Origin of the sequence: Luteococcus sp. Sow4_B9 (assembly GCF_052116585.1) — a bacterium.
In the GTDB taxonomy this organism is placed as follows: Bacteria; Actinomycetota; Actinomycetes; order Propionibacteriales; family Propionibacteriaceae; genus Luteococcus.
The window spans coordinates 81,739-105,083 of the sequence record NZ_JBQKKT010000001.1 but is presented as its reverse complement, the minus strand read 5'-3'; the positions used below and the strand labels follow the sequence as shown (position 1 = coordinate 105,083).

The 23,345-nt window shown below is 65.9% G+C and carries 24 protein-coding genes, 1 tRNA gene and 1 other RNA gene; 13 read left to right on the top strand and 13 right to left on the bottom strand.

Going from position 1 to position 23,345, the window contains the following annotated elements:
- Positions 1 to 70 precede the first annotated feature (70 nt).
- The 6 genes from ACTQ49_RS00480 (at position 71) to ACTQ49_RS00455 (ending at position 4,055) form a co-directional block, all read left to right on the top strand.
- The gene (locus ACTQ49_RS00480) at positions 71 to 829 is read left to right on the top strand and encodes a tRNA threonylcarbamoyladenosine dehydratase (RefSeq protein ID WP_441825881.1); all 759 of its coding nucleotides are present in this window, start codon (positions 71 to 73) and stop codon (positions 827 to 829) included.
- Between the two features lie 27 nt (positions 830 to 856).
- The gene (locus ACTQ49_RS00475) at positions 857 to 1,720 is read left to right on the top strand and encodes a TatD family hydrolase (protein WP_441825880.1); all 864 of its coding nucleotides are present in this window, start codon (positions 857 to 859) and stop codon (positions 1,718 to 1,720) included.
- 219 nt (positions 1,721 to 1,939) lie between these two features.
- Positions 1,940 to 2,194: a type II toxin-antitoxin system Phd/YefM family antitoxin gene (locus ACTQ49_RS00470; RefSeq protein ID WP_441825879.1), complete on the top strand. Its 255-nt coding sequence runs from the start codon at positions 1,940 to 1,942 to the stop codon at positions 2,192 to 2,194.
- Positions 2,195 to 2,197: 3 nt separating this feature from the next.
- Positions 2,198 to 2,458: a Txe/YoeB family addiction module toxin gene (locus ACTQ49_RS00465; protein ID WP_441825878.1), complete on the top strand. Its 261-nt coding sequence runs from the start codon at positions 2,198 to 2,200 to the stop codon at positions 2,456 to 2,458.
- 17 nt (positions 2,459 to 2,475) lie between these two features.
- Positions 2,476 to 2,949, top strand: coding sequence for a GNAT family N-acetyltransferase (locus ACTQ49_RS00460; protein WP_441825877.1), 474 nt, complete (start codon positions 2,476 to 2,478; stop codon positions 2,947 to 2,949).
- 266 nt (positions 2,950 to 3,215) lie between these two features.
- Positions 3,216 to 4,055 (top strand): hypothetical protein, encoded by an 840-nt coding sequence (locus tag ACTQ49_RS00455; RefSeq protein WP_441825876.1) that lies wholly within the window; start codon positions 3,216 to 3,218, stop codon positions 4,053 to 4,055.
- Between the two features lie 248 nt (positions 4,056 to 4,303).
- On the opposite strand, the gene ACTQ49_RS00450 is transcribed toward ACTQ49_RS00455, so the two are convergent.
- Entirely contained in the window at positions 4,304 to 5,521 is a 1,218-nt protein-coding gene (locus ACTQ49_RS00450; RefSeq protein ID WP_441825875.1) for a type II toxin-antitoxin system HipA family toxin, read from the bottom strand.
- Positions 5,514 to 5,774 carry a helix-turn-helix domain-containing protein gene (locus tag ACTQ49_RS00445; protein WP_441825874.1) on the bottom strand — a complete coding sequence of 87 codons (261 nt, stop codon included), beginning with the start codon at positions 5,772 to 5,774 and terminating at the stop codon, positions 5,514 to 5,516. The genes ACTQ49_RS00450 and ACTQ49_RS00445 overlap by 8 nt, the downstream gene beginning before the upstream one ends.
- A 359-nt stretch (positions 5,775 to 6,133) precedes the next feature.
- Here ACTQ49_RS00445 and ACTQ49_RS00440 point away from each other — a divergent pair, with 359 nt between their 5' ends.
- On the top strand, positions 6,134 to 6,592 hold the full coding sequence (locus ACTQ49_RS00440; protein ID WP_441825873.1) for a cytidine deaminase: 459 nt from the start codon (positions 6,134 to 6,136) through the stop codon (positions 6,590 to 6,592).
- Positions 6,593 to 6,673: 81 nt separating this feature from the next.
- Here the strand turns inward: ACTQ49_RS00440 and ssrA are convergent.
- The 9 genes from ssrA to prfB all read right to left on the bottom strand — a co-directional run bounded on the left by ssrA (position 6,674) and on the right by prfB (position 15,186).
- Positions 6,674 to 7,043, bottom strand: a transfer-messenger RNA (tmRNA) gene (gene ssrA, locus ACTQ49_RS00435).
- Positions 7,044 to 7,167: 124 nt separating this feature from the next.
- Positions 7,168 to 7,818 (bottom strand): DUF1707 domain-containing protein, encoded by a 651-nt coding sequence (locus tag ACTQ49_RS00430; protein ID WP_441825872.1) that lies wholly within the window; start codon positions 7,816 to 7,818, stop codon positions 7,168 to 7,170.
- An 85-nt stretch (positions 7,819 to 7,903) separates the two neighbouring features.
- The gene (locus tag ACTQ49_RS00425) at positions 7,904 to 8,272 is read right to left on the bottom strand and encodes an FKBP-type peptidyl-prolyl cis-trans isomerase (RefSeq protein ID WP_441825871.1); all 369 of its coding nucleotides are present in this window, start codon (positions 8,270 to 8,272) and stop codon (positions 7,904 to 7,906) included.
- A 48-nt stretch (positions 8,273 to 8,320) separates the two neighbouring features.
- Complete coding sequence (locus tag ACTQ49_RS00420; protein WP_441825870.1) at positions 8,321 to 10,147, bottom strand: DUF2207 domain-containing protein; 1,827 nt, start codon at positions 10,145 to 10,147, stop codon at positions 8,321 to 8,323.
- Complete coding sequence (gene smpB / locus ACTQ49_RS00415) at positions 10,144 to 10,623, bottom strand: SsrA-binding protein SmpB (RefSeq protein WP_441825869.1); 480 nt, start codon at positions 10,621 to 10,623, stop codon at positions 10,144 to 10,146. The genes ACTQ49_RS00420 and smpB overlap by 4 nt, the downstream gene beginning before the upstream one ends.
- Before the next feature lie 140 nt (positions 10,624 to 10,763).
- Complete coding sequence (locus tag ACTQ49_RS00410; protein WP_441825868.1) at positions 10,764 to 12,254, bottom strand: M23 family metallopeptidase; 1,491 nt, start codon at positions 12,252 to 12,254, stop codon at positions 10,764 to 10,766.
- Between the two features lie 40 nt (positions 12,255 to 12,294).
- The gene (ftsX, locus tag ACTQ49_RS00405) at positions 12,295 to 13,197 is read right to left on the bottom strand and encodes a permease-like cell division protein FtsX (protein ID WP_441825867.1); all 903 of its coding nucleotides are present in this window, start codon (positions 13,195 to 13,197) and stop codon (positions 12,295 to 12,297) included.
- A 28-nt stretch (positions 13,198 to 13,225) separates the two neighbouring features.
- On the bottom strand, positions 13,226 to 13,912 hold the full coding sequence (ftsE, locus tag ACTQ49_RS00400) for a cell division ATP-binding protein FtsE (protein WP_441825866.1): 687 nt from the start codon (positions 13,910 to 13,912) through the stop codon (positions 13,226 to 13,228).
- Between the two features lie 161 nt (positions 13,913 to 14,073).
- Complete coding sequence (gene prfB / locus ACTQ49_RS00395; RefSeq protein ID WP_441825865.1) at positions 14,074 to 15,186, bottom strand: peptide chain release factor 2; 1,113 nt, start codon at positions 15,184 to 15,186, stop codon at positions 14,074 to 14,076.
- A 159-nt stretch (positions 15,187 to 15,345) separates the two neighbouring features.
- On the opposite strand from prfB, the gene ACTQ49_RS00390 reads away from it, so the two are divergent.
- The 6 genes from ACTQ49_RS00390 (at position 15,346) to ACTQ49_RS00365 (ending at position 22,338) form a co-directional block, all read left to right on the top strand.
- The gene (locus tag ACTQ49_RS00390; RefSeq protein WP_441825864.1) at positions 15,346 to 16,482 is read left to right on the top strand and encodes an acyltransferase family protein; all 1,137 of its coding nucleotides are present in this window, start codon (positions 15,346 to 15,348) and stop codon (positions 16,480 to 16,482) included.
- 33 nt (positions 16,483 to 16,515) lie between these two features.
- Entirely contained in the window at positions 16,516 to 16,983 is a 468-nt protein-coding gene (locus ACTQ49_RS00385) for a GatB/YqeY domain-containing protein (RefSeq protein WP_441825863.1), read from the top strand.
- A 67-nt stretch (positions 16,984 to 17,050) separates the two neighbouring features.
- Positions 17,051 to 17,127, top strand: a tRNA-Val gene (locus tag ACTQ49_RS00380).
- Positions 17,128 to 17,147: 20 nt separating this feature from the next.
- The gene (locus ACTQ49_RS00375) at positions 17,148 to 18,527 is read left to right on the top strand and encodes a glycosyl hydrolase family 28-related protein (RefSeq protein WP_441825862.1); all 1,380 of its coding nucleotides are present in this window, start codon (positions 17,148 to 17,150) and stop codon (positions 18,525 to 18,527) included.
- 169 nt (positions 18,528 to 18,696) lie between these two features.
- Positions 18,697 to 20,298: a catalase gene (locus ACTQ49_RS00370; RefSeq protein ID WP_441825861.1), complete on the top strand. Its 1,602-nt coding sequence runs from the start codon at positions 18,697 to 18,699 to the stop codon at positions 20,296 to 20,298.
- A 90-nt stretch (positions 20,299 to 20,388) separates the two neighbouring features.
- On the top strand, positions 20,389 to 22,338 hold the full coding sequence (locus ACTQ49_RS00365) for an amino acid transporter (protein WP_441825860.1): 1,950 nt from the start codon (positions 20,389 to 20,391) through the stop codon (positions 22,336 to 22,338).
- Positions 22,339 to 22,369: 31 nt separating this feature from the next.
- On the opposite strand, the gene ACTQ49_RS00360 is transcribed toward ACTQ49_RS00365, so the two are convergent.
- Entirely contained in the window at positions 22,370 to 23,158 is a 789-nt protein-coding gene (locus ACTQ49_RS00360; RefSeq protein WP_441825859.1) for a carbon-nitrogen hydrolase family protein, read from the bottom strand.
- On the bottom strand, positions 23,151 to 23,300 hold the full coding sequence (locus tag ACTQ49_RS00355) for a hypothetical protein (protein WP_441825858.1): 150 nt from the start codon (positions 23,298 to 23,300) through the stop codon (positions 23,151 to 23,153). The genes ACTQ49_RS00360 and ACTQ49_RS00355 overlap by 8 nt, the downstream gene beginning before the upstream one ends.
- Positions 23,301 to 23,345 lie beyond the last annotated feature (45 nt).

Here is a 23,345-nt window from a genome sequence, read left to right as displayed (position 1 = left end):
GTGGACGGCGACAGCGGCCGGAAGCACTAGATTTCCCCTGGCAACAAGCACACGACGCAGGGAGCAGTGAGTGACGCAGAGCGAGAGATTCTCCCGACTCCGACTGGTTCTGGGCGCCTCGGGGCTGGAGGCCCTGGGCGATTCCACGGTGATGGTGCTGGGACTGGGCGGTGTGGGGTCCAGCTCCGCCGAGGCCCTCGCCCGCGGTGGCGTGGGCTCCTTGGTCCTGCTCGACCGAGATGTCATCGAGGAGAGCAACATCAATCGTCAGGCGCTCGCCTTCGTCTCCACGGTGGGGCGGGTCAAGGCGGACGTGATGCGTGAGATGGTGGCGCAGATCAATCCCGACTGCACCACTGTTGCCCAGCAGGTCTTCCTCAATCCCCAGAACCTCACCGCAACCCTGGACGCCTGCCCTCGTCCCGACTACGTCATCGATTGCATCGACACGATCACCCAGAAGCTCGCGATTGCCCGCTGGTGTGCAGAACGTGGGGTGCCGCTGGTCTCCTCCATGGGGGCGGCCAACAAGCTGGACCCGACCACGCTGGAATTCGCCGACGTGCACCGCACCCGGAACTGTCCGGTCTCTCGCGTGATGCGCAAGGAGTGCCGACGGCGCGGGATCGAGAGCCTGGAAGTGCTCTTCTCCAATGAAGTACCGGTGCCGTTGGACCGCGCCACCAGCCGCGTCAAGAGCGAGACGCTGGGGTCCATGAGTTACATGCCGCCGGTGATGGGCCAGATGCTGGCAGGGCTGGTCATCCGGCGTCTGGCTGGACTTGAGCCGGTCCCGGCCCCTCCCCTGCTGGGAGTCCCGCTGGACTGATCCGGCCCTGACCGGTGGACTGGTCCCATGCCCGTTCTCCTGGACACCCACCACCACTTCGACTTCCTCGACGGGGTCCAGCTGCGACGTGATTTCCTGGCAGCCCTGGCCGGGCACGACGTCCGGATCGTCGCCCAGACCTTGACGCCATCCGCCTTCAAGGAGCTGATGGCCGTGGTCCCAGAGCTGGAGGCCGCGGGTGCTTCCCCACCGCTCTGCTCGCTCGGCCTCCACCCGTGGCAGCTCAGCTCCGAGCAGTTCGCCGACGAGCAGCTCGACCTCTTCGCCCGGGAGATCCACCGCACCCGGTTCGTCGGCGAGATCGGTCTGGACTTCAGCCCACGACGAGCGACGGACTGCCCGCCCGCACAGCAACGACGGGTACTCCGGCAGATCCTGGGCCTGGTCCTGCAGGCGGCCCGAGAGGGCTCCGGCGACGAGCCATACGTGCTCTCACTCCACGCGGTCCGCTCGACCAGCGATGTGCTTGACCTGCTCACCGAGCTGGATGCGGCCCGCGCCGCGATCGTGCCAGTGGTGCACCGCTTCTCCGGCACCAGCGACGAGCTCACCCGCCTGGTGGAGCTGGGCGGCTACCTCTCCGTCCATCCCCACATGCTGCAGGCCAAACGCGGTAGGGCCTATGTACGGCAGGTGCCGGCCGACCGGCTGTTGCTGGAGACCGACCTGCCCGTCGAGCCTTCCCACCGGCCCCCGCTGGACGGTGACGAGTCCGCAGCCGCGAGGGCTGCCCAAGCAACAGGGATGAGTGCGGCCCGAGAAGTGGCCGACGCTCTGGCCAGCACGATCGAGACCCTCTCCCAACTGCGTCGGGGCGACATGCGCGCCGTGGTCCTTCAGACCCAGGCTCGGCTCTACGGCATCCGGTGACCGCGGGGGTGGGCGGAACGCAACGATGGCGGCTCCAAAGGAGCCGCCATCGTCATCAGCAGGAGGTTTCGGATTCCCGCGAACGGGAATCAGTGGAGCTCAGGGGGGCATGTGTCGAACTCCTGGCCCTACGAGATCACCTGCTCCTACGCTGCCTGATCCAGGACGGTTGATCTCAGATCACTGTCAGCGTACAGTTTTACGTACAGGAGGCGGATCATGAAGACACTCAGCTACACGGAGTCACGCGCCAATTACGCGCAGGTTCTCGACGACGTCGTCAACAACCGCGAGGAGACCATCATCACGCGCGCTGGTCACGAGCCCGTCGTCATCGTCTCCCTGGCCGACTACGAGTCCTTGCGCGAGACCGCCTACCTCCTCCGCTCCCCCGCCAATGCGCGTCGTCTCTTGGATTCCATCGACAACCTGGAGCATGGCCGCGGAACCCAGCGCGACCTCGTCGAGGACTGAGCAGTGATCCTCGTCTGGGATGAGACTGCCTGGGAGGACTACCTGTGGTGGCAGACAGAGGATCGCCGCACGCTGAGGCGCATCAACCAGCTCATCAAGGACATAGCCCGCAACGGCAACGAGGGCATCGGAAAACCCGAAGCGCTCAAGCATGGCCTGTCCGGCTACTGGTCGAGACGGATCAGCGACGAGCACCGCTTGGTCTACAAGGTCGTTGGTGAAGAGATCCGCATCGCCGCTTGCCGTTACCATTACGGGCGCTGATCCGCGACGATGTCCCCGTGACAACGCTCGCGCTTCGACCCTATCGCCCCCACGACGCTGGATCGACTGCTGGGGTGTACCAAGCAGCCATCCGCGTCACTGCCGCGCAGCACTATGACCATGACCAGGTCCAGGCTTGGGCGGGCACAGAGATTGATCTGGCGCGGTGGAACCACAACCGTAGCGCCGCCTGGACCGTGGTCGCCGAGCAGGACGGAATCATCGTAGGCTTCGCCGACCTCACTGCGGATGGCGAGCTGGACATGCTTTTCGTCCATCCCCAGGCAGGGGGCAGAGGTGTCGCACGCCAGCTCGTGGCTGCGATCCTGGCTGAGGCACGCAGACGCGAGTTCCGCTCCATCACGACCCATGCGAGCCGAGCTGCCCGCCCAGCCCTCGAGCGCCTCGGATTCGTCGTCGACGCCGAGAATCTGGAGAACACAGTCCACGCAGTGGCCGTACCCAACTTCGACATGCACATCGATCTGTGAGCCAGCAGGGCATCCAATCGACTCGTCCACCGGCTACATGATCACGCATACGCTGTCGTGGTTCACCCCCGCAAACACACCAAGGCCGGGACCGCATCAGCGGCCCCGGCCTTGGTGTCACAGGGGTGGAGCTCAGGGGGTATGTGTCGAACTTTTGGCGCTACGCGAGCATCTGCTGCTGCGTTGCCGGGCCCGCTGGCGGCCTCGCAGCTTGGGAGACGCAAACTCCGTCGCGCCTGATGGCTCGAGCTCCTATGCTCAGCCGCATGGATTCCGAACCGCTGCTCCACCTGTACGACACCCAGCTGCGCGATGAAGCTGAGGTGGCCGAGGCGCCTGAAGTGTCACGCATCGGACCGCTGCTGGCAGCGACTTGGCCCGAGCGGGGACGCGGCTTTCTGACCTATCGCTCCATTCCCAAGGAGATGGACCTGGCGGCGCTGATCGACGCGGCACTGGCCCACTACGTCGACGACACACGCATCACCCAGGTGAAGTGGAAGACCCGCGGACACGACGATCTTCCCGACTTGGTGGACCTGCTCACGCAGCGCGGCTTCGAGTTCGAAGAGCAGGAGACAGTCATGGCCGGAACCGTCGAGTCGGCGATCGAGGCTGCCGATCCCATCCCCGCCGGCTATGGCGTCATCCGGGCAACCTCCGCCGACGAGATCCGCGAAGCCGAGGCGCTCGCCGGGCGGGTCTTTGGCGACACTCCCGCGGATTCGGCGACGCTCGGCGAGGCCTTGGTCGCCCGATGGGAGAAGGACCCCGAGTCCTTTGAGATGTGGTTCGTCCGTGGGCCGGAGGGGCAGATCGTCTGCTCGGTCGCATCGATTTCGTCGTCGGCACCGAGTTCGCTGGTCTCTGGGGCGGAGCGTGCGAGGCAGAACATCGAGGCAAGGGCCTGTACCGTGCCCTCACCGCGGCCCGCGCCGAGTCCGCCCAACAGCGGGGATACCGATTCCTGCAATCCGATTGCACGGAATTCTCGCGCCCGATCCTTCAGCGCGCTGGTCTGGTGCCTATCACGACCACGACGCCAGCCGTCTGGCACCGCGAGCCCACGCCATAGCCACCCCTTAGGTGACTACCGCCCCTTGTGACGTCTGCCAAGAGATTGATCGAGTAGCACCGAGACAACAGTTCGCGCTTCACACGGAGGGTGTCGCGTGCAAGCGCAACGATGGCCACCCACAATCGGGCGGCCATCGCAGCCAACAGGATGATTCGGATTCCCGCGAACGGGTATTTATGGAGCTCAGGGGGCACGAGTCGAACTCGTGGTGGCACGCGGGCATCTGCTCCTGATCGCCCGCCCCGCGATGCAGAACGGTCAGCAGGAAGCCGTACATCACCCCCGGCGCAGTTTCTCGACGAAGCTACCGATCTCGTCGACCAAGCCGGGGTGAGCTCCCGGCAGCGGCGTTTCTTCGTTGATTGCAGCAGCGAGGTCGGTGAGCATCGTCGCTGTGAGCGCGGCGGCGTCGATGATCCCCCATCCCTCGCCCTCGGCCACCAGATCAGCGCCTGCCACCGAGGCATGCCGATACACGCCATTCACAGCCAGGGCCAGTTCCCCATCGGTGGGCAAGTGGGTCTGCGGCACCATGTCGTAGACCGGAGCCACCCGACAGGATCCGTCGGGCGGATGGAGCACCGAGATGTTCTTGGCATGCATATCGAGGTTCCCGACGGCCACTGCCACCACAAGTTGCCGGAACAGCGCCTCCACCATCGAGGGACCGCCCGCACCACGGAATGCCTTCGCCAGCCGCTCCAAGGTGACCACGCCACCTTCGCGCTGATACTTTTGGACACCGGACGCACCAAGGACCTGGCTGCCATCCTCCTGATGCACACGCCCTTGAGGAGCCGAAGGGTCACGGTCATAGCGCTCGATCACCACGGCCGGGATGCCCTCGAACTCTTCGACCCACGTGGCGTAGTTGGTCAAGCCGAGGGCGCGCGACAGGCGAGCCCCGTACTCCTCGTCGTAGATCAACGTGGGATACCGAGCGTGGAGCGGCTTGAGGATGTGAGTGGATGGCGCTCCATCGACCACCCGATTCCACACACCGTCGACGCTGCGAGCCAAGACGATTTTATCCTGGACACCGGCCAGCGACGTCTTGCCACCGATCGGCTTGTTTCCGAGCGGCTCCTCCGAAACAGCGGCCAGCATGCGAGCCACGTCGGCTTCCTCGACCGGCTCGAGCCGGGGGCTCTTGGGCTCACCGGGCACCTCTGGATCCCAGATCTGGAGAGCGCCGGCCACATCCCGCCCGAAGCGACGGAGCAACTCGATCACGTCGTGTTCCTGCACACCGGCGATCTGCGCCAGTCGCGTGCGCATTCTCCCTTCCGGCAACAGCTCTGCGAAAAAGTTGCGCCGCAGTGCCGCCCGCGATCGAGTCGGGCGCAACTGAAGGGGAACGGCGAGCGACATCACGGTGGCATCAAGGCCGAAATGCAGCGCAGCAGCAGGATCCGGGATCAGATCGAAGGTGCGCCAGTCACCGCGCAGCCAGCCGAGACGCTGGCCATAGAGCTCAATGACGAGGTCACCCATGGCCGACCTCACCGGAGGCACCATCATCAGGAACGGTGATGGTGGCCGTGAGTTCCAAGCCTGTCGCCTCCATGGCGGCAAACAGCCGGTCCATGAGGATGGACGGCTTACCCGCCTCGAGTTCCCAGATGTATTTCTGTGTGGTCCCGAGTTGCGCCGCAAGTTCACGCTGCGTCAGGCCAGCCACCAGGCGAGCCTGCTGCAGCATGCGCCCCAGCGACTCCCGACTCGAGACCCTGCCTTCGTATCGCATGCAGCACTCCACCCACGAACATGACTCCGATATGAAAGTCATAGTACGTGACTTCTATATCGACGTCAATCATGCCGACGGTGATATCGACGTCAAAGACTCGAAGTACTCTCGCCTGACTGACACACACGACGCTCAGCCGTCTCACATCCCAACCCGGGCCGGGTGCAACAATGGCGGCTCCTGCAGGAGCCGCCATCGTTGACAACAGGCTGAATCGGATTCCCGCGAACGGGAATGGTGGAGTCCAAGGCGCCTGTGTCGAACTCGTGGCGGCGCGCGCACCCGATCATTCGATGGACGGTTCGCTGCGCGGGTGCTGATTCGCTACCAGCGAGGGCTCTGTAGCATCAAGACTCATGAGCCCCCATCTCGATCTTTCCCTCGACGAGCTGCGGGACCGGTGTCAGGACTTCATCGAAACCCGCTACCCCGCCGATCAGCCTTATCTAGGCGCAGCTGCCATGTTGCTGGCCGACGGAACCATCCTGATCGGGACCGCGCCCGATGTTGTCAACTCGAGCGTCGAACTATGCCATGAAACGGAGCCGTTCTGCGCCGCGTACCGATTGGGCCAGCGCATCGTCGCTTCGATCTGTCTGTCACGGCACACAGACGGGCGATACCTGGTGCTGAGCCCCTGCGGCGTCTGCCGTGAACGCCTGGCAATCCACGGCCCCGACGTCCTGGTGGCAACCGCGAGCCCGCGTGACCCCACGCAGCCGATCTGGAAGAAGCTCAAGGACGTCCATCTCGACTACTGGGTGACTCCTCTCATGGAACCTGACGAGGCTGCTGGCTGGCTGCCACAGGTGTGAGACCAAAACCAACAATGGCCGCCCCCAGAAGGAGCGGCCATCATTGACAACAGGATGAATCGGATTCCCGCGAACGGGAATTGGTGGAGGTGGCGGGAATTGAACCCGCGTCCTCAAGAGGCGAACCAGGTCTTCTCCGGGCGCAGCTGCGGTTGATGCTTTTCTCGGCCCCCACGCTCTCTGCAGCACGTCGTGGACAGGCCCAGTATCAGTTGAGTCCCGATCGACCCCTGACACACAGGTCGATCAGCAAGCCTCCTTGATGAGGCCAGGAACCGGACGGAAGGCTACATCCGGGCTGACCCTTCGGTCACTGCTCAGGCAGCGAGAGCGAAGTCTGCGCGATTGGTGTCGGCAGTTATAGGTTTCCGGGGAACATTTACGTGTTGACCCTGGATTCACGGCCCGCTTCCCCTGGAACTACCGTCCCAAGTCGAAACCAGTCACCCCCTGTTGAGTTGTACGCCGACCTGCACCAACAAGCCGGTTGTACAAGATTACCCGTTGAACGCTGCCCGCGCCACCGAATATTCCTGTGACCCCGTGCCGACGCGGCACGGATGCCCAGCGGATGGTCAGCGCCCGAGCTGCTTGGGGCCACGCCCCACCGGATCGCCCTCGTCGAGCAAGCGCAGCGGCACGACCCTGGAGACGGGGTTGCGCCAGTCATCGCCAGAACCGGCATGGGCAACGCCCGCGATGGTCAGCATCAGCCAGGCAAAGCCGGCCACGCCCAGAAGGGCTCCACCCAGGAAGCCGTCGAGGAAGATCGACAGCGTTGCGAGCACCACGAGGGAGACCAGTTGGAAGTTGAAGGCCTTGGCGGCCTCCCGGCGTGCGTAACCTCCGTGCGGGGCCATCGCATAGACGACTGCAGGCCCGACGACGAAGCTGCCGAGACCGCTCAGGTGGGCCACCGTCGCACCGACCCTGGCCCCGGCTCCCGGCCCCGAGGAGCGACGCCGACCAAGGAGTGTTGCCCCGGTGCCCACGGGCACACGGGCCAGACCGGTGAAGGCCTGGTTCAGTTCTCGACGTGTGGTGGCGGAGAGCACCGTTCCGGCGCGGGAGTCGAACTCATAGATGGTCAGCCGGCCCTCTGCATAGGCGCCCTGCAGGTACTCCAGGCTTCGTTCGCGCTGCTCCTGGGTGACGGGCAGGTTGAGGGACGGGTGCTCGAAGGCGGACATGAGTCTGGTTCCGGGTTTCGTGGCTGTGCTGGGCATGGCCCCAGTCTGACGCGCGAGAGCCGCCGAGCACATCGGGGCCGGCCCTGAACCGGCCCCGATCTTCTGCTCAAGGAGGGCTGGATCAGCGCACGCCGAGCAGGTCGCACACGAAGATGAGGGTCTCGCCCGGGGCAATCACGCCGCCAGCTCCACGATCGCCGTAGGCCAGATGGGCGGGAATGACGAGCTTGCGTCGGCCACCAACCTTCATGCCCTGGATGCCGGTGTCCCAGCCGGAGATGACCTGGCCTGCACCCAGGTGGAACTGGAGCGGGCCACGGCCGTAGCTGGAGTCGAACTCCTCGCCGGTGGAGTAGGCGACGCCCACATAGTGCACGGCCACGGCCATGCCGGCCTTGGCCTCGGGGCCGTCGCCCACGACGAGGTCGGTGATTTCGAGGTCGGTGGGGGCCGGACCCTCGGGGAAGTCGATTTCAGGCTTTTCAGTCATGGTGCAAGCCTGCCACAGGTGCGGCCGCGTCAGCCTCCTGCGCCCACGTCACCAGCTGCCGACGCCGCCTCCACCGCCGCCACCGCCGGAGAAGCCGCCGCCACCACCGCCGAAGGCGGAACCCCCGCCGAAACCGGTTCCGGAGGTGCCGATCGACGGGGACATCGACATCGGCGGTGCTGCCGAGTGGTCGATGGTGCTCAGGGAATTCGTCAGCACGTAGAAGTTCCACTGGTCATAGGGGCCGTAGTACCAGACCGGGGGCTCGGCACTCAGCCGACCCATCCGCACCAGTTCGGCGCACAGGTCCGCCCATCGCTCAGCGAGCCCGAACAGGATGGCCCAGGGCAGGTAGCGGGAGAAGATGTCCTCGCCCTCCTCGAACCGCAGCTGGTCTGCCTCGGCCGTGGCCAGGTAGGTGCGGAAGCCCTCGATCTGGTCGGTCCAGGCGCGCCCCTCGCCGGTGCGCTGTCCCCGTCGCATCCGGGAGCGCACCACCATGGAGGTCAGGGCGATCGGCACCAGGGGCGCCAGCAGCCACAGACCGCCCAGGGAACCCCCCAGGAAGAACCAGCCGAAGGCCAGTACCAGGAAGCCGGAGCACCCCAGTCCGGCACCGGCCGGCGACGGATGTGACGTGAACCAGCGGCGGCCAGCCACCTGGTTGCGCACGCTCAACACCATCGCGGTGTGGGCCCGGTAGAGGCTTCCCTGGCGGGAGAGGTCCACCTCGTCGACACCCCGGCGACCAAAGAGCCGTTGCAGCAGTACCTGCTCATGCGGCTCCGATGCCTTGGAGTAGTCCACCAGTCCGACGCGCGTCGAGCCCGAATCATTCGAGAGCCAGACGGCGCCCCTGACCGCAAGGTCCACCAGGGTGGCGGTGGTCTCCTTGGTGTCGATCTGGCCGTCGGCCAGGAATCCGGCCTCGGCCACACTGATCTTCGGCGGGGAGAAGGCCACGGGGATCTCGATGGGCCCCGACGGCTTCTGCCGGACTCGTTCCCCCGGTCCGGGGATCACGCCCGGCGGCAGTCCCTCATAGCGCAGGTCGCGACCCCGACGGCGCCACCACAGCCAGCCGAACAGCGGGGAGAGCAGCGCGCTGAGACCCGTCAGCCCCATGCCCGCCTGCTGGGCAAGCCGTTCTGCCGCATCACCGCGGGTCACCAGGTGTGGCGTGTTGTCGGCCACCAACCCCGGCTTGATCTTGGCAGCGATGGTCAGGACCTCGCCGGGCTGCTTGAAGTCCTGAGTCCAGGTGGCCCGACCATCGGCCAGCTGCGAGGAGGAGCACTCGCTCCGCTGACCCGGTGCGGTGCTGGAACAGGACACGTCCTGCACACCGCCGGGCACCTGCGCGGTCACCGTGATGTCGCGCACCGGTGGTGTCTCGCCGCTGATGGCATCCCAGTAGAATTCGTCGTAGCCCGACGAGCTGCGAATCGCCCCAGTCACCTCGTAGCTGATCGTGTAGGTGGCCGTGCTGGTCTGGATGTACCGGCCCGGGGTCCCGATCCGCAGGGTCAGGAATTCCACCCGGCCCTGCTCCTCCAACTGGCGGGTGAACTCGGCCGACGCGTCGGGACTGCTGACCTGGATGTTCTCGATGTCGTAGACGGCATCGTGCTCGTCGTCGTGGTCCTCGCGCACCACGAAACTGCGCGTAATGCCCTGCTGCCGGCCAACATTGCCGAAGCGGTAGACCAGCGTCTCGGTGGCCTTCACCCGCCCGTCACGCCCCACGCTGTAGTCGATCTTCCAAGAGTCGATCTGGTCCGACAGGGCGTGAGCAGGCACTGCCCCGGCCACTGACAACAGCCACAGGACCAGCGCAATGGTGCCGAGCAGCAGACGTGGGGGCCGACGGGTCATCGTCGCTGCTTCCGGTTCCGCTCGGCCAGGTCTCGTTCCATGTCCCGACGCATGTCGCGCTCGGCGATGGTCTGGCGCTTGTCCCAGTCCTTCTTGCCCGTGCCGACAGCGATCTCCACCTTGGCGTAGCCGTCGCTGAAGTAGATGCTCAGCGGCACGATGGTGCGTCCCGAATTGCCGATCTCACGTTCCAGCTTGTCGATCTCACGTCGGTTGAGCAGGAGCTTGCGGTTGCGACGGGTCGCATGGTTCTTCCAGGTGCCAAAGGCGTACTCGGGGATGTGAGCATTGCGCAGCCAGACCTCACCGTCGTCGATCGTGGCGAAGGCGTCCACCAAGGAGGCGCGGCCATTGCGCAGGCTCTTCACCTCGGTGCCGGTCAGCACCATGCCCGCCTCGAACTTCTGGCCAATGTGGTAGTCATGCGTGGCCTTCTTGTTCTGGGCGATGAGTTTGCGGCCCTTTTCGCGTGGCACCTTGCTCCCCTGCTGCTGTTGTCCGGACGGTCGTGCTGGATCGTGCCAAGGATACGGCGATCCCGCCACACCCTAGCTCGCGGGTGAGGCGGGATCCCAGTCATTTCCTCCGTGGGCACAGCGCCCCGCACGGTCTTCGATCAGAAGTAGTTGGCGGGATTCACCAGATTGCCGTTCGCCCAGACCATCAGGTGCAGGTGGCAGCCGGTGGAGTAACCGGTGGTGCCGACGTAACCAATCACCTGGCCGGCGCTGACCCGCTGCCCCGGGGAGACCACGTAGTGGGTGGCGTGGTTGTAGCTGGTGGTCATGTACTTGCCATTGACCAGGCCGTGATCGATGATCAGGCGATTGCCGTAGCCGGCGTTGTAGTAGCGCTCCGTCACCACACCCGACTTCGGAGCGACCATCGGGGCACCGCAGGCCGCGCCATAGTCCATGCCGTCGTGCAGCTTCCAGATCTTCAGCACCGGGTGCAGACGCTGTCCGAACCGCGAGGTGACCGGCCCGCTCACCGGGGCTGCCCAGCGACCCCTGCCGGAATCGACGGCGGTCTTCGGCGTCGACGTGCGAGCGGTGCTGCTCGCACGTTCGGCAACTGCGGCCTTCTTGCGCGCCTCAGCGGCCTTCTGGCTCGCATCGCTGGCCTTGCGGCGAGCCGCCTCCTGCGCGGCGCGGGCAGCTGCTGCCGCCTCCTGGCGAGCCTTGGCGGCAGCCTGTTCGCGCGCCCTCGCCTCTGCGGCAGCCCGCGCCTCGGCAGCGCGCTGCGCCGCGATCCGCTCGGCGATGCGAGTCTCCACATTGCGGGTCTCAGCCGCCAGGGCTGCCTGGTGCTTCTGTTCGGCCGCCACCTTCTCGGCGGCCGCCGCCTCTGCGGCGGCATGACTCTTCACCAGGGTGGCCACGGCAGCAGCCGCGTCGTCGGCGGCGGCCTCGGCGGAGCGAGTGGCTGCCAACTGGTCCGCAGCGGCCGAGCGCTCGGCTGCAACGCGGGCCTCGGCCTCTGCCATCGCCTCACGCGCAGCCTCCAACTTCATCTGGAGTGTCTGCAGGCGGTCCATCTGGGCCTGGGTGGCGTTGAAGATCGTCATCGACCACTGCATGGTCTGGTGGACGTCACTGGTGTTGATGTCGGTCACGAAGGCCGCGATGCCCACCAGTTCGGTGTTCTGCTGGTGCGTCTCGCGGACGCTGGCCCCGATCAGGCGGGCCTCTTCGTCGACCTTCTTCTGGTTCGCGGCGACCTCACGCTTCGCCTCGGCCAGATCCGCACGAGCAGTCTCGAGTGCCGCGGCAAGGCGAGCATCCTCGGCCTGGGCGGCGGCTCGCTGGCTCTGCGCCTGGGTCAGGGCGGCCTGGGCCGCGCCAAGCTCCGCCTGGGAACTGGCCAATGTCTCGGCGGCCTGGTTCAGCTCGGCGGAGAAGTCCTGCAGGTTTTCCTGGGAGGCGGCGATCTGGCCCTTGAGCCGGTCGCGCTCATCGGTCAGGTCGTCGGCTGCCGCCGTCGGAACCTGCCCCAGCCCCAGCGTGAGGGCCGCGAGGGCCGCCACCGTGATGCGTGCAGCTCCCACCGCCCGTCGGGGTCCACGAAAGACAGCCGAACTACGGCACTCGGGGGTCAGCCTCGTCACGCTCTACCTCGTTCCAGCCCTGGACCTGAATTCGGGGGCCTCAGGTTCTCAGGTACTTCCTAGTTGCGAACAGCGTGGGAATGATAGACAGCAGGATTCCCACCAATGCAACCCCGACCATGGCCATCCCCGCGTGTTGCCACGTGATCCACCGTAAAGCCTTGATCGAGACTTCAGCGTTCTTGACGATGACGGACCAGTAGCCGAAGGCCAGCGTCGCACACGCCAGCGCAGCTCCAATGACGCCTGCCACGAGGCTCTCCAGGAGGAAGGGCAGCATGATGTAAGTGTTGGACGCACCCACCAGACGCATGATCCCCAGCTCCCGCCGACGGCTGAAGGCGGCCATCCGGATCGTGTTGCCGATCTGCAGGGCCGCCGCCAACAGCAGCAGTGCACTCATGCCGATGGTCCCCCACTTGAGGGCGTTCAACCAGTTGAATAGGGGGTCAAGCACCGTGTGCAGGTCCTGGACATTCTGCACGCCCGGCAGCACGCGGGCCTCGTCGACGACGCCTGCGTACTGGGCCGCGTCCTTGAGCTTCACCCGGTAGGAATCCTGCATCTGGTCAACCGTGAGCGTCTCGAGGATCGGCGAATCGGAGAAGGTCTTCTTGAACTCCTCGTAGGCCTCCTCCTTGCTCTCGTAGAAGACCTGCTGGACCTCCGGATTGGCCTCCAGCCGCTTCTTGATCTCGGCGCGCTGGGCGTCGGTGACATCCTTGCCGGATTCGCACATGCCTCCCTGGGAGTCCTTGACGCACATGAAGACGCTGATCTCGATCTTGTCGTACCACTTGCCCTTGATCAGATCGACCTGCTGCATGGTCATCAGGCCGGCCCCGAACAGGCTCAGGCTGACCCACATCGTGACGATGACCGCCAGTGTCATGGAGGCATTGCGGCGAAGACCAGACCAGGTCTCGCGGAGTGTGTGACGCATCGTTGGTTCCTTCCGGGCTCGGGCGCGCTCAGGCGCTTCCGTAGACGCCCTTGGTCTGGTCGCGGACCACGGTGCCGGCATCGAGCTCGATCACTCGGCGGCGCATCTGGTCGACGATGGTGGAGTCATGGGTGGCCATCACCACGGTGGTCCCGGTCTTGTTGATCCGATCGAGCAATTTCATGATGCCGACGCTGGTGGCGGGATCGAGGTTGCCGGTGGGCTCGTCGGCCAGCAGGATCTGCGGGCGGTTCACGAATGCGCGGGCAATCGCGACGCGCTGCTGCTCACCGCCGGACAGCTCCTCCGGAAGCCGGTGTCCCTTGCCGGAAAGCCCGACCATCTCCAGCGTCTCGGGGACCACCTGCTTGATCTCGCTGTTGGGGCGCCCGATCACCTGGAGGGCGAAAGCGACATTTTCGTGCACGGACTTGCCGGGCAGCAGCCGGAAGTCCTGGAAGACGGTGCCGATCTGCCGGCGCAGGGCTGGCACCTTCCAGCTCCGCAAGCGTCCCAGATCCTTGCCCGCGACGTGCACACTGCCCATCGTCGGCCGGAACTCGCGCAGCACAAGGCGCGCGAAGGTGGACTTCCCGGAGCCCGACTGGCCCACCAGGAAGACGAATTCGCCCTTGTCGATCTGCACGTTGACGTTCTTGAGGGCTGGCCTGCTCTGCCCGTCGTAGATCTTGGTGACGTCGTCGAAGGTGATCACGATTGTCCTCGGCCGCGTCTTGGGGAAGGTCTGAGCCAGTGCTCAGGACGGCCGCCGACGAGTCTAGGGCGCGCTGGTGCGTGGGCTGGCAGTGACACACGTCGGGCAGCCGAAGTTCAGCTGCCCGACGTGTGTCACTGCTTGTCCTACGAGTCCAGACCTCAGGAGTCGTCCTCGCCCTTCATGCGCCAGCGGATCCCGGCGTCGATGAAGCCATCGATCTCACCGTCGAAGACCGACTCCGGATTGCCCACCTCGTAGTTGGTGCGCAGGTCCTTGACCATCTGGTAGGGGTTGAGGACGTACGAACGCATCTGGTCACCCCAGCTCGCCTTGACGTCGCCCGCCAGCTCCTTCTTCTTGGCGTCCTCCTCCTGCTTCTTCAGCAGGAGAAGGCGCGACTGCAGCACTCGCATGGCCGCGGCACGGTTCTGGATCTGGCTCTTCTCGTCCTGCATGGAGACCACCAGGCCCGTTGGCAGGTGGGTGATGCGGACCGCGGAGTCAGTGGTGTTCACCGACTGACCTCCAGGGCCCGAGGAACGGAAGACATCGACGCGAATCTCGGACTCCGGGACCTCGATATGGTCCGTGTCCTCAATGAGGGGGATGACCTCCACGGCCGCGAAGGAGGTCTGACGACGCCCCTGATTGTCGAAGGGGCTGATGCGCACCAGGCGGTGGGTGCCACCTTCGACCGACAGGGTGCCGTAGGCGAACGGACCACTGATCTCGAAGGTCACCGACTTCAGTCCTGCCTCCTCCGCATACGAGGTGTCCATCACCTTGACGCCAAAGCCATTGCGCTCGGCCCATCGGGTGTACATGCGCAGGAGCATCTCCGCGAAATCTGCGGCATCGACGCCGCCAGCGCCAGCGCGAATGGTCACCACGGCATCGCGCTCGTCGTACTCGCCGGAGAGCAAGGTGCGAATCTCCAACGCCTGGATGTCCTGCGTCAGCTTGTCGATCTCCTTCTGGACATCGGCCGCCGCGTCGGCGTCACTCTCCTCCTGCGCCATCTCCACCATCAGTGCGGCCTCCTCGAGCCGCGTGTGAAGCTCGTCCAGACGCTCGACGTCGGACTGCAGCGCGGACAGGCGGGAGGTGACTCGCTGCGCGTTCGCCTGGTCATCCCACAGGTCTGGCGCAGAGACCTGCTGCTCGAGTTCGGCAATCTCGACCTTCTTGGATTCAGGGTCGAGGACGGCCTCGATCTGCTTCAGTGAAGCCTCGAGTGAGTTCAGTACGTCGGGAAGATCTGCAAGAGCCACGTCAACGGAGTCTACCGCCCCCGCTCCCCGACGCCCCCATTCCGGTTTCGAGGCGCAAAGGATTCCCTTGCCCAGCTGAGAAGGCACCAAGAATATGACCGCTGCCATAGCTGCGGGCTGGTTGAGATGTTGAATTCGACAGCTGCGGAAAGGCATGCGATGACCCACCCCCAGAAGCCCGCGCGACAGCCGTGGATCGACATGACCCGTGGCGCCTGCGTCCTCTTGGTCGTCCTCTACCACGTGGTCCTGTGGCACCTGCCCCACCTGGAATCCCCGACGATGAAGGCCGACCTGTGGACGCGTCTGAATGACGTCGTCGGTGGCATCCGGATGCCCCTGCTGCTGATGCTCTCCGGCATGCTGGCTTCCGGGAAACTCACTCGCGGCCGCGCCGCACTGAGGGGTGCTGCGGCGAATTACTGGCTGTATGTGGTGTGGCTCACGGTCTATGCCCTTGTCATGCCGATCCTGGGCGTCGCCGAGGCCGGCCAGGTCCGTCCGGGGCTGGACTGGCTGCAGCAGCTCGTCGCCCCCCAGACACCGTTGTGGTACGTCTTTGCCCTGGCAACCTACATGGTGGTCCTGCACCTGCTGCGGGGCGTGCACCCCGCCATCGTGCTGGCTCTGCTGACCGCCCTGACCCTGTTCATCGTCCCAGGCGAGAACATTGCGCTCAAGGTGCCCTATCTGGCGATCTACTTCGCCGTGGGTGTCTACGCCGCCCCCTTGCTCAAGCGCGTGGCAGCTGAGAAGCCCTGGGCCCTCCTGGTGGCCGGCATCGCACTGCTGGCGGTGCCGAAGGTGATCGGTCTGGTCCCAAACCTCCCGACCGCCGGGATCCAGCTCACCTGGCTGTTCGGCAACCTCGGCAAGGGCCTGTTCATGATGGGCGCCGTGGTGCTGTGGTGCGTTCTGCTGCGTCCCATGCACTGGCTCGCCTGGGTTGGTCGTCACACCCTGGCCATCTACGTGATGCACCCTCCCCTGCTGGCCCTGTGGATGTGGCTCGACGCGCAGACCGGATTCCCCCAGCGCCTGGCCACGCTGCTCGGGCCGTTGGCCGTCCTGTATCCGGCACTGGGGGTCGCCGTGATCTCCGCGACGGCCCTGCTGCTGGAACGTCTTGTGCGGCGCGGCCCAGTCGAAGCCCTGTTCGGGCTCCCGGCCGGATGGAATGCCTCACTCCAGCGCTGGGAAGCTGCTGACCCCCGCGCTGCCACCGGGACGGGACCGGCGCCCCGGCGTGCCGCGGCCGCAACAGCTGGCGAACGGTCAGGCACCGTCGAGCGGTGAGTAGAATTGCCCCTCGGACGAAAGGAATCCACCGTGGGAGCACTCAAGTACCAGCTCAAGGCCGATCTCGTCGTTGCCATGAAGGCACGTGACGAGGCCGCCAAGAGCAATATCCGGATGGCCCTGACCGCCATCCACACCGAAGAGGTGGCCGGTGCTGCCGCGCGGGAGCTCACCGATGCCGAGGAGATCGGCGTGGTCACCAAGGAGGTCAACAAGCGCAAGGACTCCGCCGAGGCCTACGCACAGGGTGGCCGCCCCGAGTTGGCCGCCAAGGAGACCTGCGAGGCCGAATTCCTCGCGCGCTACCTGCCCGAGGCGATGGACGAGGAGGAGCTTCGTGCCATTGTCGCCGAGGAGATTGCGGCAGCCAGCGGCCCCAACGGCGAGAAGCCAACGATGCGCCAGATGGGGCAGGTCATGAAGGCCGTCAGCAATCGCACCCAGGGACGCGCCGACGGAAAGACGGTCTCCGGACTGGTCAAGGCAGCCATGGCGTGATGCCACGACGTCGGCCCCGAGTGGGCCGACAGACCGCGTTGTCGTGTTTTAATGGGCGACGACGTCGGGGCGCATAGCTCAGTTGGTTAGAGCACCTGCCTTACAAGCAGGGTGTCGGGGGTTCGAGTCCCTCTGCGCCCACCAAGCCGTGACAGGATCGTCGCATGACACCAGACCTGCCGGCGCCCGATGCATCCGCCACGGGCCATCGCTCCGAAGCCACCCTGCAGCCATGGACCGATGTCCGCGCGCACGGAGCCACCGGCGACGGCATCACCGATGACACCGCTGCCATCCAGCGGGCCATCGACGCGGCCGACGACGGTGGCACCATCTACTTCCCGCTGGGCACCTACCGAGTCTCGGCGCCCCTGCAGGGGCGCCCGCAGCAGACCTTCCGCGGCAGTGGCGCCACGAGCGGCGTGAGTTCCGGCACTGTCCGCGGCGCCCAGATCAGCGCCACTCATTCGTCCCCCATCCTGAAGCTCGCCCCTTGCTCAAATGTTCGGGAATTGCGTCTGGTTGGCCCAGGCGACCAGGTGGGCGGCAGTATTGGCATCGACGCCACAAACGCGTCGGCGGTCGTCCTGGACGACGTCACCATCTGGCAGACCGAACTGGCGCTCACCATGAGCAAGTGCTGGTACGCCCACGTGAACCACTGCAACTTCTGGCGGAACCAGACCGCCATACGCCTGGAGTACTGCTACAACGTGGGCCTCTACGACATCCGGATCTCCGGCCTGTTGGCCGATGGCAGCAGCAATGGTCGCGGTATCGAGATGATCGATCGCAGCCTGGTGAGCATCCACGGTGGGGCGATCGAGCAGTACAGCACCGGGATCTCGTTGTCGGACTCCATGATGGTGAGCCTGTTCGGCGTCTACATGGAGACCCGCACCGTCGGTTCCCGAGGCATCCACGCGACGGGTAGCGGACCCCAGGTGCTGGCCACAGGCTGCCAGGTCTACGTGATGAACCACCAGGCGTGGCTGGACATCTCCGAGAGCCACGGTGGCCTGGTCACGGCGTCGGGGAATCGATTCAAGGGAGGCGTCCAGGGCCAGGCCACGACGGCCTATGCCTGGCAGCCCGATCGCAACCAGCGCGCCCGCGTCACGGGTGATTCCTGGCACGACGTCCGCAAGGATCGTGCCATCCAGCACCACAGCACTCCCCTGCCGAGCGGGAGCCTCGTTGAGCTCCCGTCGGGCGCCCCGGGCGCCCCGGAGGATCCTGTGGTAGCCAGCACCCTGAACATCGGCGGCCTGGGGAAGTCCTGGACATCGACCGGGGCCGGGTGGGCCCGCCCCCGGCCGGGCGCCGAGGAAGTCGCCATCGGCGCCCAGTTCTTCGACACCCGTCTGGGCCACCCCATCTGGTGGACCGGCAGCGTCTGGGTCGATGCCCTGGGCCAACCCGTGGACGGTGCTGCGAGCCGGATGGCAACCCAGCTCCAGACCGCGGCAAGACCCCTGGTGAGCGCCGGAAGCGACGGTCTGCGTGGGATCCTCCGACGCGCTCGCACAGCGCTTCGTCGCTGACGGTTGCCCGACGGCGAAGACACTCCCCAGCCGCGCCAGTCGGCGTTTCGAGATAGGTGAGCTCGTGACACGGAGACAACTCTCGGCACACGGGAATAAACTGGAATGATTCCAGTTAGGATGGATAGTGCACTGATCCACAGTCGCCCGTCGAGAAAGGACTCGCACGATGACCGATCGCCATGTTCCCCAGGAAACCACCCTCGGCCCGCTGCCCGCCGGAGCTCAACCCACCGGATCGACCCGTTCCAACGGTGCGCCCGCCGTCAGCGACCGCAATTCCCTCAGCGTCGGACCCGATGGCCCGCTGCTGCTGCACGACGTCCACCTGGTGGAGACGCTCGCCCACTTCAACCGCACGAATGTTCCCGAGCGCCGCCCGCACGCGAAGGGCTCCGGAGCCTTTGGCGTCTTCGAGACCACCGAGGACGTCAGCCAGTACACCAAGGCCGCCCTCTTCCAGAAGGGCGTCAAGACCGAGATGTTGGCCCGCTTCTCCACCGTCGCCGGGGAGATGGGCTCCCCCGACACCTGGCGTGATGTGCGCGGCTTCAGCCTGAAGTTCTACACCACCGAGGGCAACTACGACCTCGTCGGCAACAACACCCCCATCTTCTTCGTCCGTGACCCGCAGAAGTTCGCCCACTTCATCGCCTCCCAGAAGCGTCTGCCGGGCAATGGCCTGCGCGACAACAACATGCAGTGGGACTTCTGGAGCCTGAACCCCGAGTCGGCCCACCAGGTCACCTACCTGATGGGTGATCGTGGCCTGCCCAAGAGCTACCGCCACATGAATGGCTACGGTTCCCACACCTACATGTGGATCAACGAGGCCGGTGAGCGCTTCTGGGTCAAGTACCACTTCCACACCCAGCAGGGCGTCGAGGGCCTGTCCGGTGAGCGCGCCACCGAGATCGCCGGCGAGGACGCCGACTACCACCGACGGGACCTGTGGGATGCCATCGAGCGCGGAGAGTTCCCGCAGTGGAAGCTCTCGGTGCAGGTGATGCCCTATGAAGAGGCCAAGACCTACCGGTTCAACCCCTTCGACCTGACCAAGGTGTGGCCCCACGCTGACTACCCACTGATCCCGGTGGGCACGATGACGCTGAACAAGAACCCGGACAATTTCTTCGCCGACATCGAACAGTCCGCGATGAGCCCCTCCAACCTGGTTCCCGGCATCGGCTTCAGCCCGGACAAGATGCTGCTCGGCCGTGTCTTCGCCTACCCGGATGCCGCCCGCGCCCGGATCGGTACCCACTTCGAGCAGCTGCCCGTCAACCAGCCCAAGGGTGTGGAGAACCACAACTTCTACGCCATCGACGGTCAGATGAACTATCTGCAGGGCAAGACGGCGGCCACCTACGCGCCCAACTCCATGGGACGTCCCTACTCCGACGAGGTGGGCCAGGTGGACGAGAGCTGGGAGTCCGACGGTGAGATGGTGCGGCAGGCCTACACGCTGCGCGCCGAGGACGACGACTTCGGCCAGGCCGGCACCCTGATCCGCGAGGTCTGGGACGACGCCCAGCGCGCCCGCTTCGTGGACACCGTCGCGGGCCACCTGCTGGGCGGCGTGAAGGGCGACGTCCTGGAGCGTGCCTTCGCCTACTGGATGGCCGTCGACCCGACCACGGGCGCCCAGATCCGTGCCAAGGTGGAAGCGGCCCAGGCCGAGAACCGCAATCCCGGTGGTGAGGCGGACGACGCCAAGCAGCAGGGCGCCTCGTCGCAGATCAAGGACACGAAGACCCACGCGGCCCACTGAGGTCTGCACCGGTCCCGACGCGGGGCCCGACATCCACGTGATGCCGGGCCCCGTTTCGCTGCCGGGCGGGTGCGGATCTACGCTTTGGCAGTGAGTACGACCGCGGGCACCAAGACCCGCTTCCTGCACTGGTTCCTTGCTCGCGAGCAGGACCAGTCGGGCGGCCACCGGGCCGACCCCAACACCCCTCTGGACCAGACCCATGCCAAGGCCTGGTTCGCCGTCATGTGCCTGACCGGCGTCGACTACTTCTCCACGCTGGGATACCAACCGGGCATCGCGGCAATCGCCGCCGGCCGCCTGGCACCGGTGGCCACCCTCGTCCTGGTGCTGATCACCTTGTTCGGCGCGCTGCCAATGTACCGCCGCGTGGCCGAGGAGAGCCCGAACGGCGACGGTTCGCTCTCCATGCTGGAAAGGCTGTTGACCTACTGGCCGAGCAAGATCCTGGTGCTCAGTCTGATCGGCTTCATCGCCACCGGGTTCATCTTCACCATGACCCTCTCCGCCGCCGACGCGACCGCACACATGGTGGAGAATCCACTGCTCAAGGACGCCCTGACCGGTCACCAGGTGGTCGTCACACTCCTGCTGCTGACGCTGCTGGCCGCAGTCTTCCTCAAGGGGTTCAGCGAGGCGATCGGGGTCGCCGTGGTCCTCGTCGCGGCCTATCTGGGGCTGTCCGTCGTCGTGATCACCCGAGGTCTGCTGGAAGTGCTCCATCACCCCGAACTGGTCAGCAACTGGAGTGCCGCCGCGGTGCAGGAGAATGGCAACTGGCTGGGCGTCTTCGGAGCCGCCATGCTCGTCTTCCCGGCCCTCGCGCTGGGCCTGTCCGGCTTCGAGACCGGCGTGCTGGTCATGCCGCAGGTGCGGGGCGCCAACAGCGACACCCAGGGAAACCCGGCTGGCCGTATCCGCAACACCAAGAAGTTGCTGGCCACCGCCGCACTGATGATGAGCGTGCTGCTCATCGGATCATCCATCGCAACCACCCTGCTGATCCCGCCGGCCGAGTTCCAGCCCGGCGGCGAGGCCAATGGGCGTGCGCTGGCCTATGTGGCCCATGCCTTGCTGGGCGAGGGATTCGGCACGGCCTACGACATCGCGACCATTGCCATCCTCTGGTTCGCCGGCGCCTCGGCCATGGCGGGACTGCTCAATGTGGTGCCCCGCTACCTCCCCCGCTTCGGCATGGCGCCCGACTGGTCGCGGGGTCTGCGTCCCCTGGCCGTCGTGATCTGGGCGATCGCCTGCACGGTCACGATCATCTTCAACGCCAGCGTGGATGACCAGGCCGCTGCCTATGCCACCGGCGTGCTGGCCCTGATGACCTCCGCGGCCGTGGCCGTGGCCCTGACGGAACTGCGTCGGCGACGCATGGTGGTCGGCATCTACTTCAGTGTGATCAGCGCCATTTTCATCTACACCTTCATCCAGAATGTCCTCACCCAGCCGGGCGGACTGTGGATCGCCCTGCTCTTCGTCGCGGCCATCATGGTGGTCTCGGTCTGGTCGCGCGCCAACCGCTCCACGGAACTGCGCGTACCCGAGGTGAACTTCGACGACGATGCCCGGCGCATGGTGCACGACGCCCTCCAACAGGAGCAGCCACTGCGATTCATCGCCCACAAACGGCACACCGGCACCCTGGACGAATACGACGCCAAGGCGCTCGAGGTACGGCTCGACAACCACATCCCCCGGGGTGCGGCAGTCGTCTTCCTGGAGGCCACCATCAGTGACGCCTCGGACTTTGAGGCACCGGTGGACGTCACCGCCCGACGGGTCGGGCGCCACCGCGTGCTCCAGGCCCGAGGCACCGCCGTACCCAATGTGATCGCCGCCGTGCTGCTGGAGGTGAACAAGCAGGCCAGCGAACCGCCCCACTGCTACTTCGAGTGGAGCGAACGCAGCCCCGGCCAGAACATGCTGCGCTTCCTGGTCTCCGGAGAGGGGGACACTCCTCCGCTGGTCCACGAGGTGCTGCGCAAGGCGGAACCGGAGGAACGCTGGCGCCCCCAGCTCCACGTCGGCTGATCCGTGAGCCCCGGTGGCGGCGGGGTGGGGTTCAGCGCCGGGAGGCCTGCAAGACCGGAACCTGACCCCTGGCGCGGTCCACGACCGCCAGGTCGAGGTCTGCGACGAGCAGTTCCTCGTCAGAGCCGGCCTGGGCAATCACCTCACCCAGGGGCCCGGCCACCAGCGAACCCCCGACGCCGAAGCTCAGCCTGGCCTCCGGATCGAATGCCTGGTCACAGCCCAGGACGAATGCCTGGGCATCCATCGCGCGCGCCCGGACCAACAGCTCCCACTGCTCGGCCTTGCGCGGACCGTCCGCCCAAGCCGTGGGCAGGCAGATGATCTGGCACCCCCGGCGTCCCAGGCTGGTGAACTGGTCTGCGAAACGCACGTCGTAACAGGTGGTCAGCCCCAGCCGAGTGCCCAGGACCTCGACGTCCACCAGCTGGTCTCCCGGCTCCGTGTGATCGGACTCCTTGGTCTCGTAGGCATCGAACAAGTGGATCTTGTCGTAGTGGGTCTCGGTTGCCTGTCCGTCCGTCACCAGCACGCGGTTGCGCACCCTGCCGTCGTCGGAGGGGGTGAAGATCCCCGCCACCAGGACGACGCCGTGCTCCCGGGCTATCTCCGGAAGGGCGGCCAGCCACCTCTCGGACCATTCCTCCGCGGCCTCGCGGGGGTCCGGGCCGAAGCGCACCATCGTGGCCTCCGGGAAGACCACGAGCCCGGCCCCCCGGCCGGCCGCCTCTGCGGTGAACCGACGCACCAGGTCGAGGTTCGTCGCGGGGTCCCTGGTGGCCCGGACCTGTGCCAACGCCACGGTCATCGGTTCAGTCATCACGACCTCCTCGGGAACGGGCGAGCAGCACCAGGCAGGCAACCAACACGCCGGACGACGCGACGATCAGTGCGATCGACAGCGACCGGAGGCCACCACCGTCCACCAGCTGGAGAACCTGGCTGGTGATGGTGCATGCCATGGCGACGACCGTCGCCCACAAGGGCCATCGACTGGTCCCTGTCCG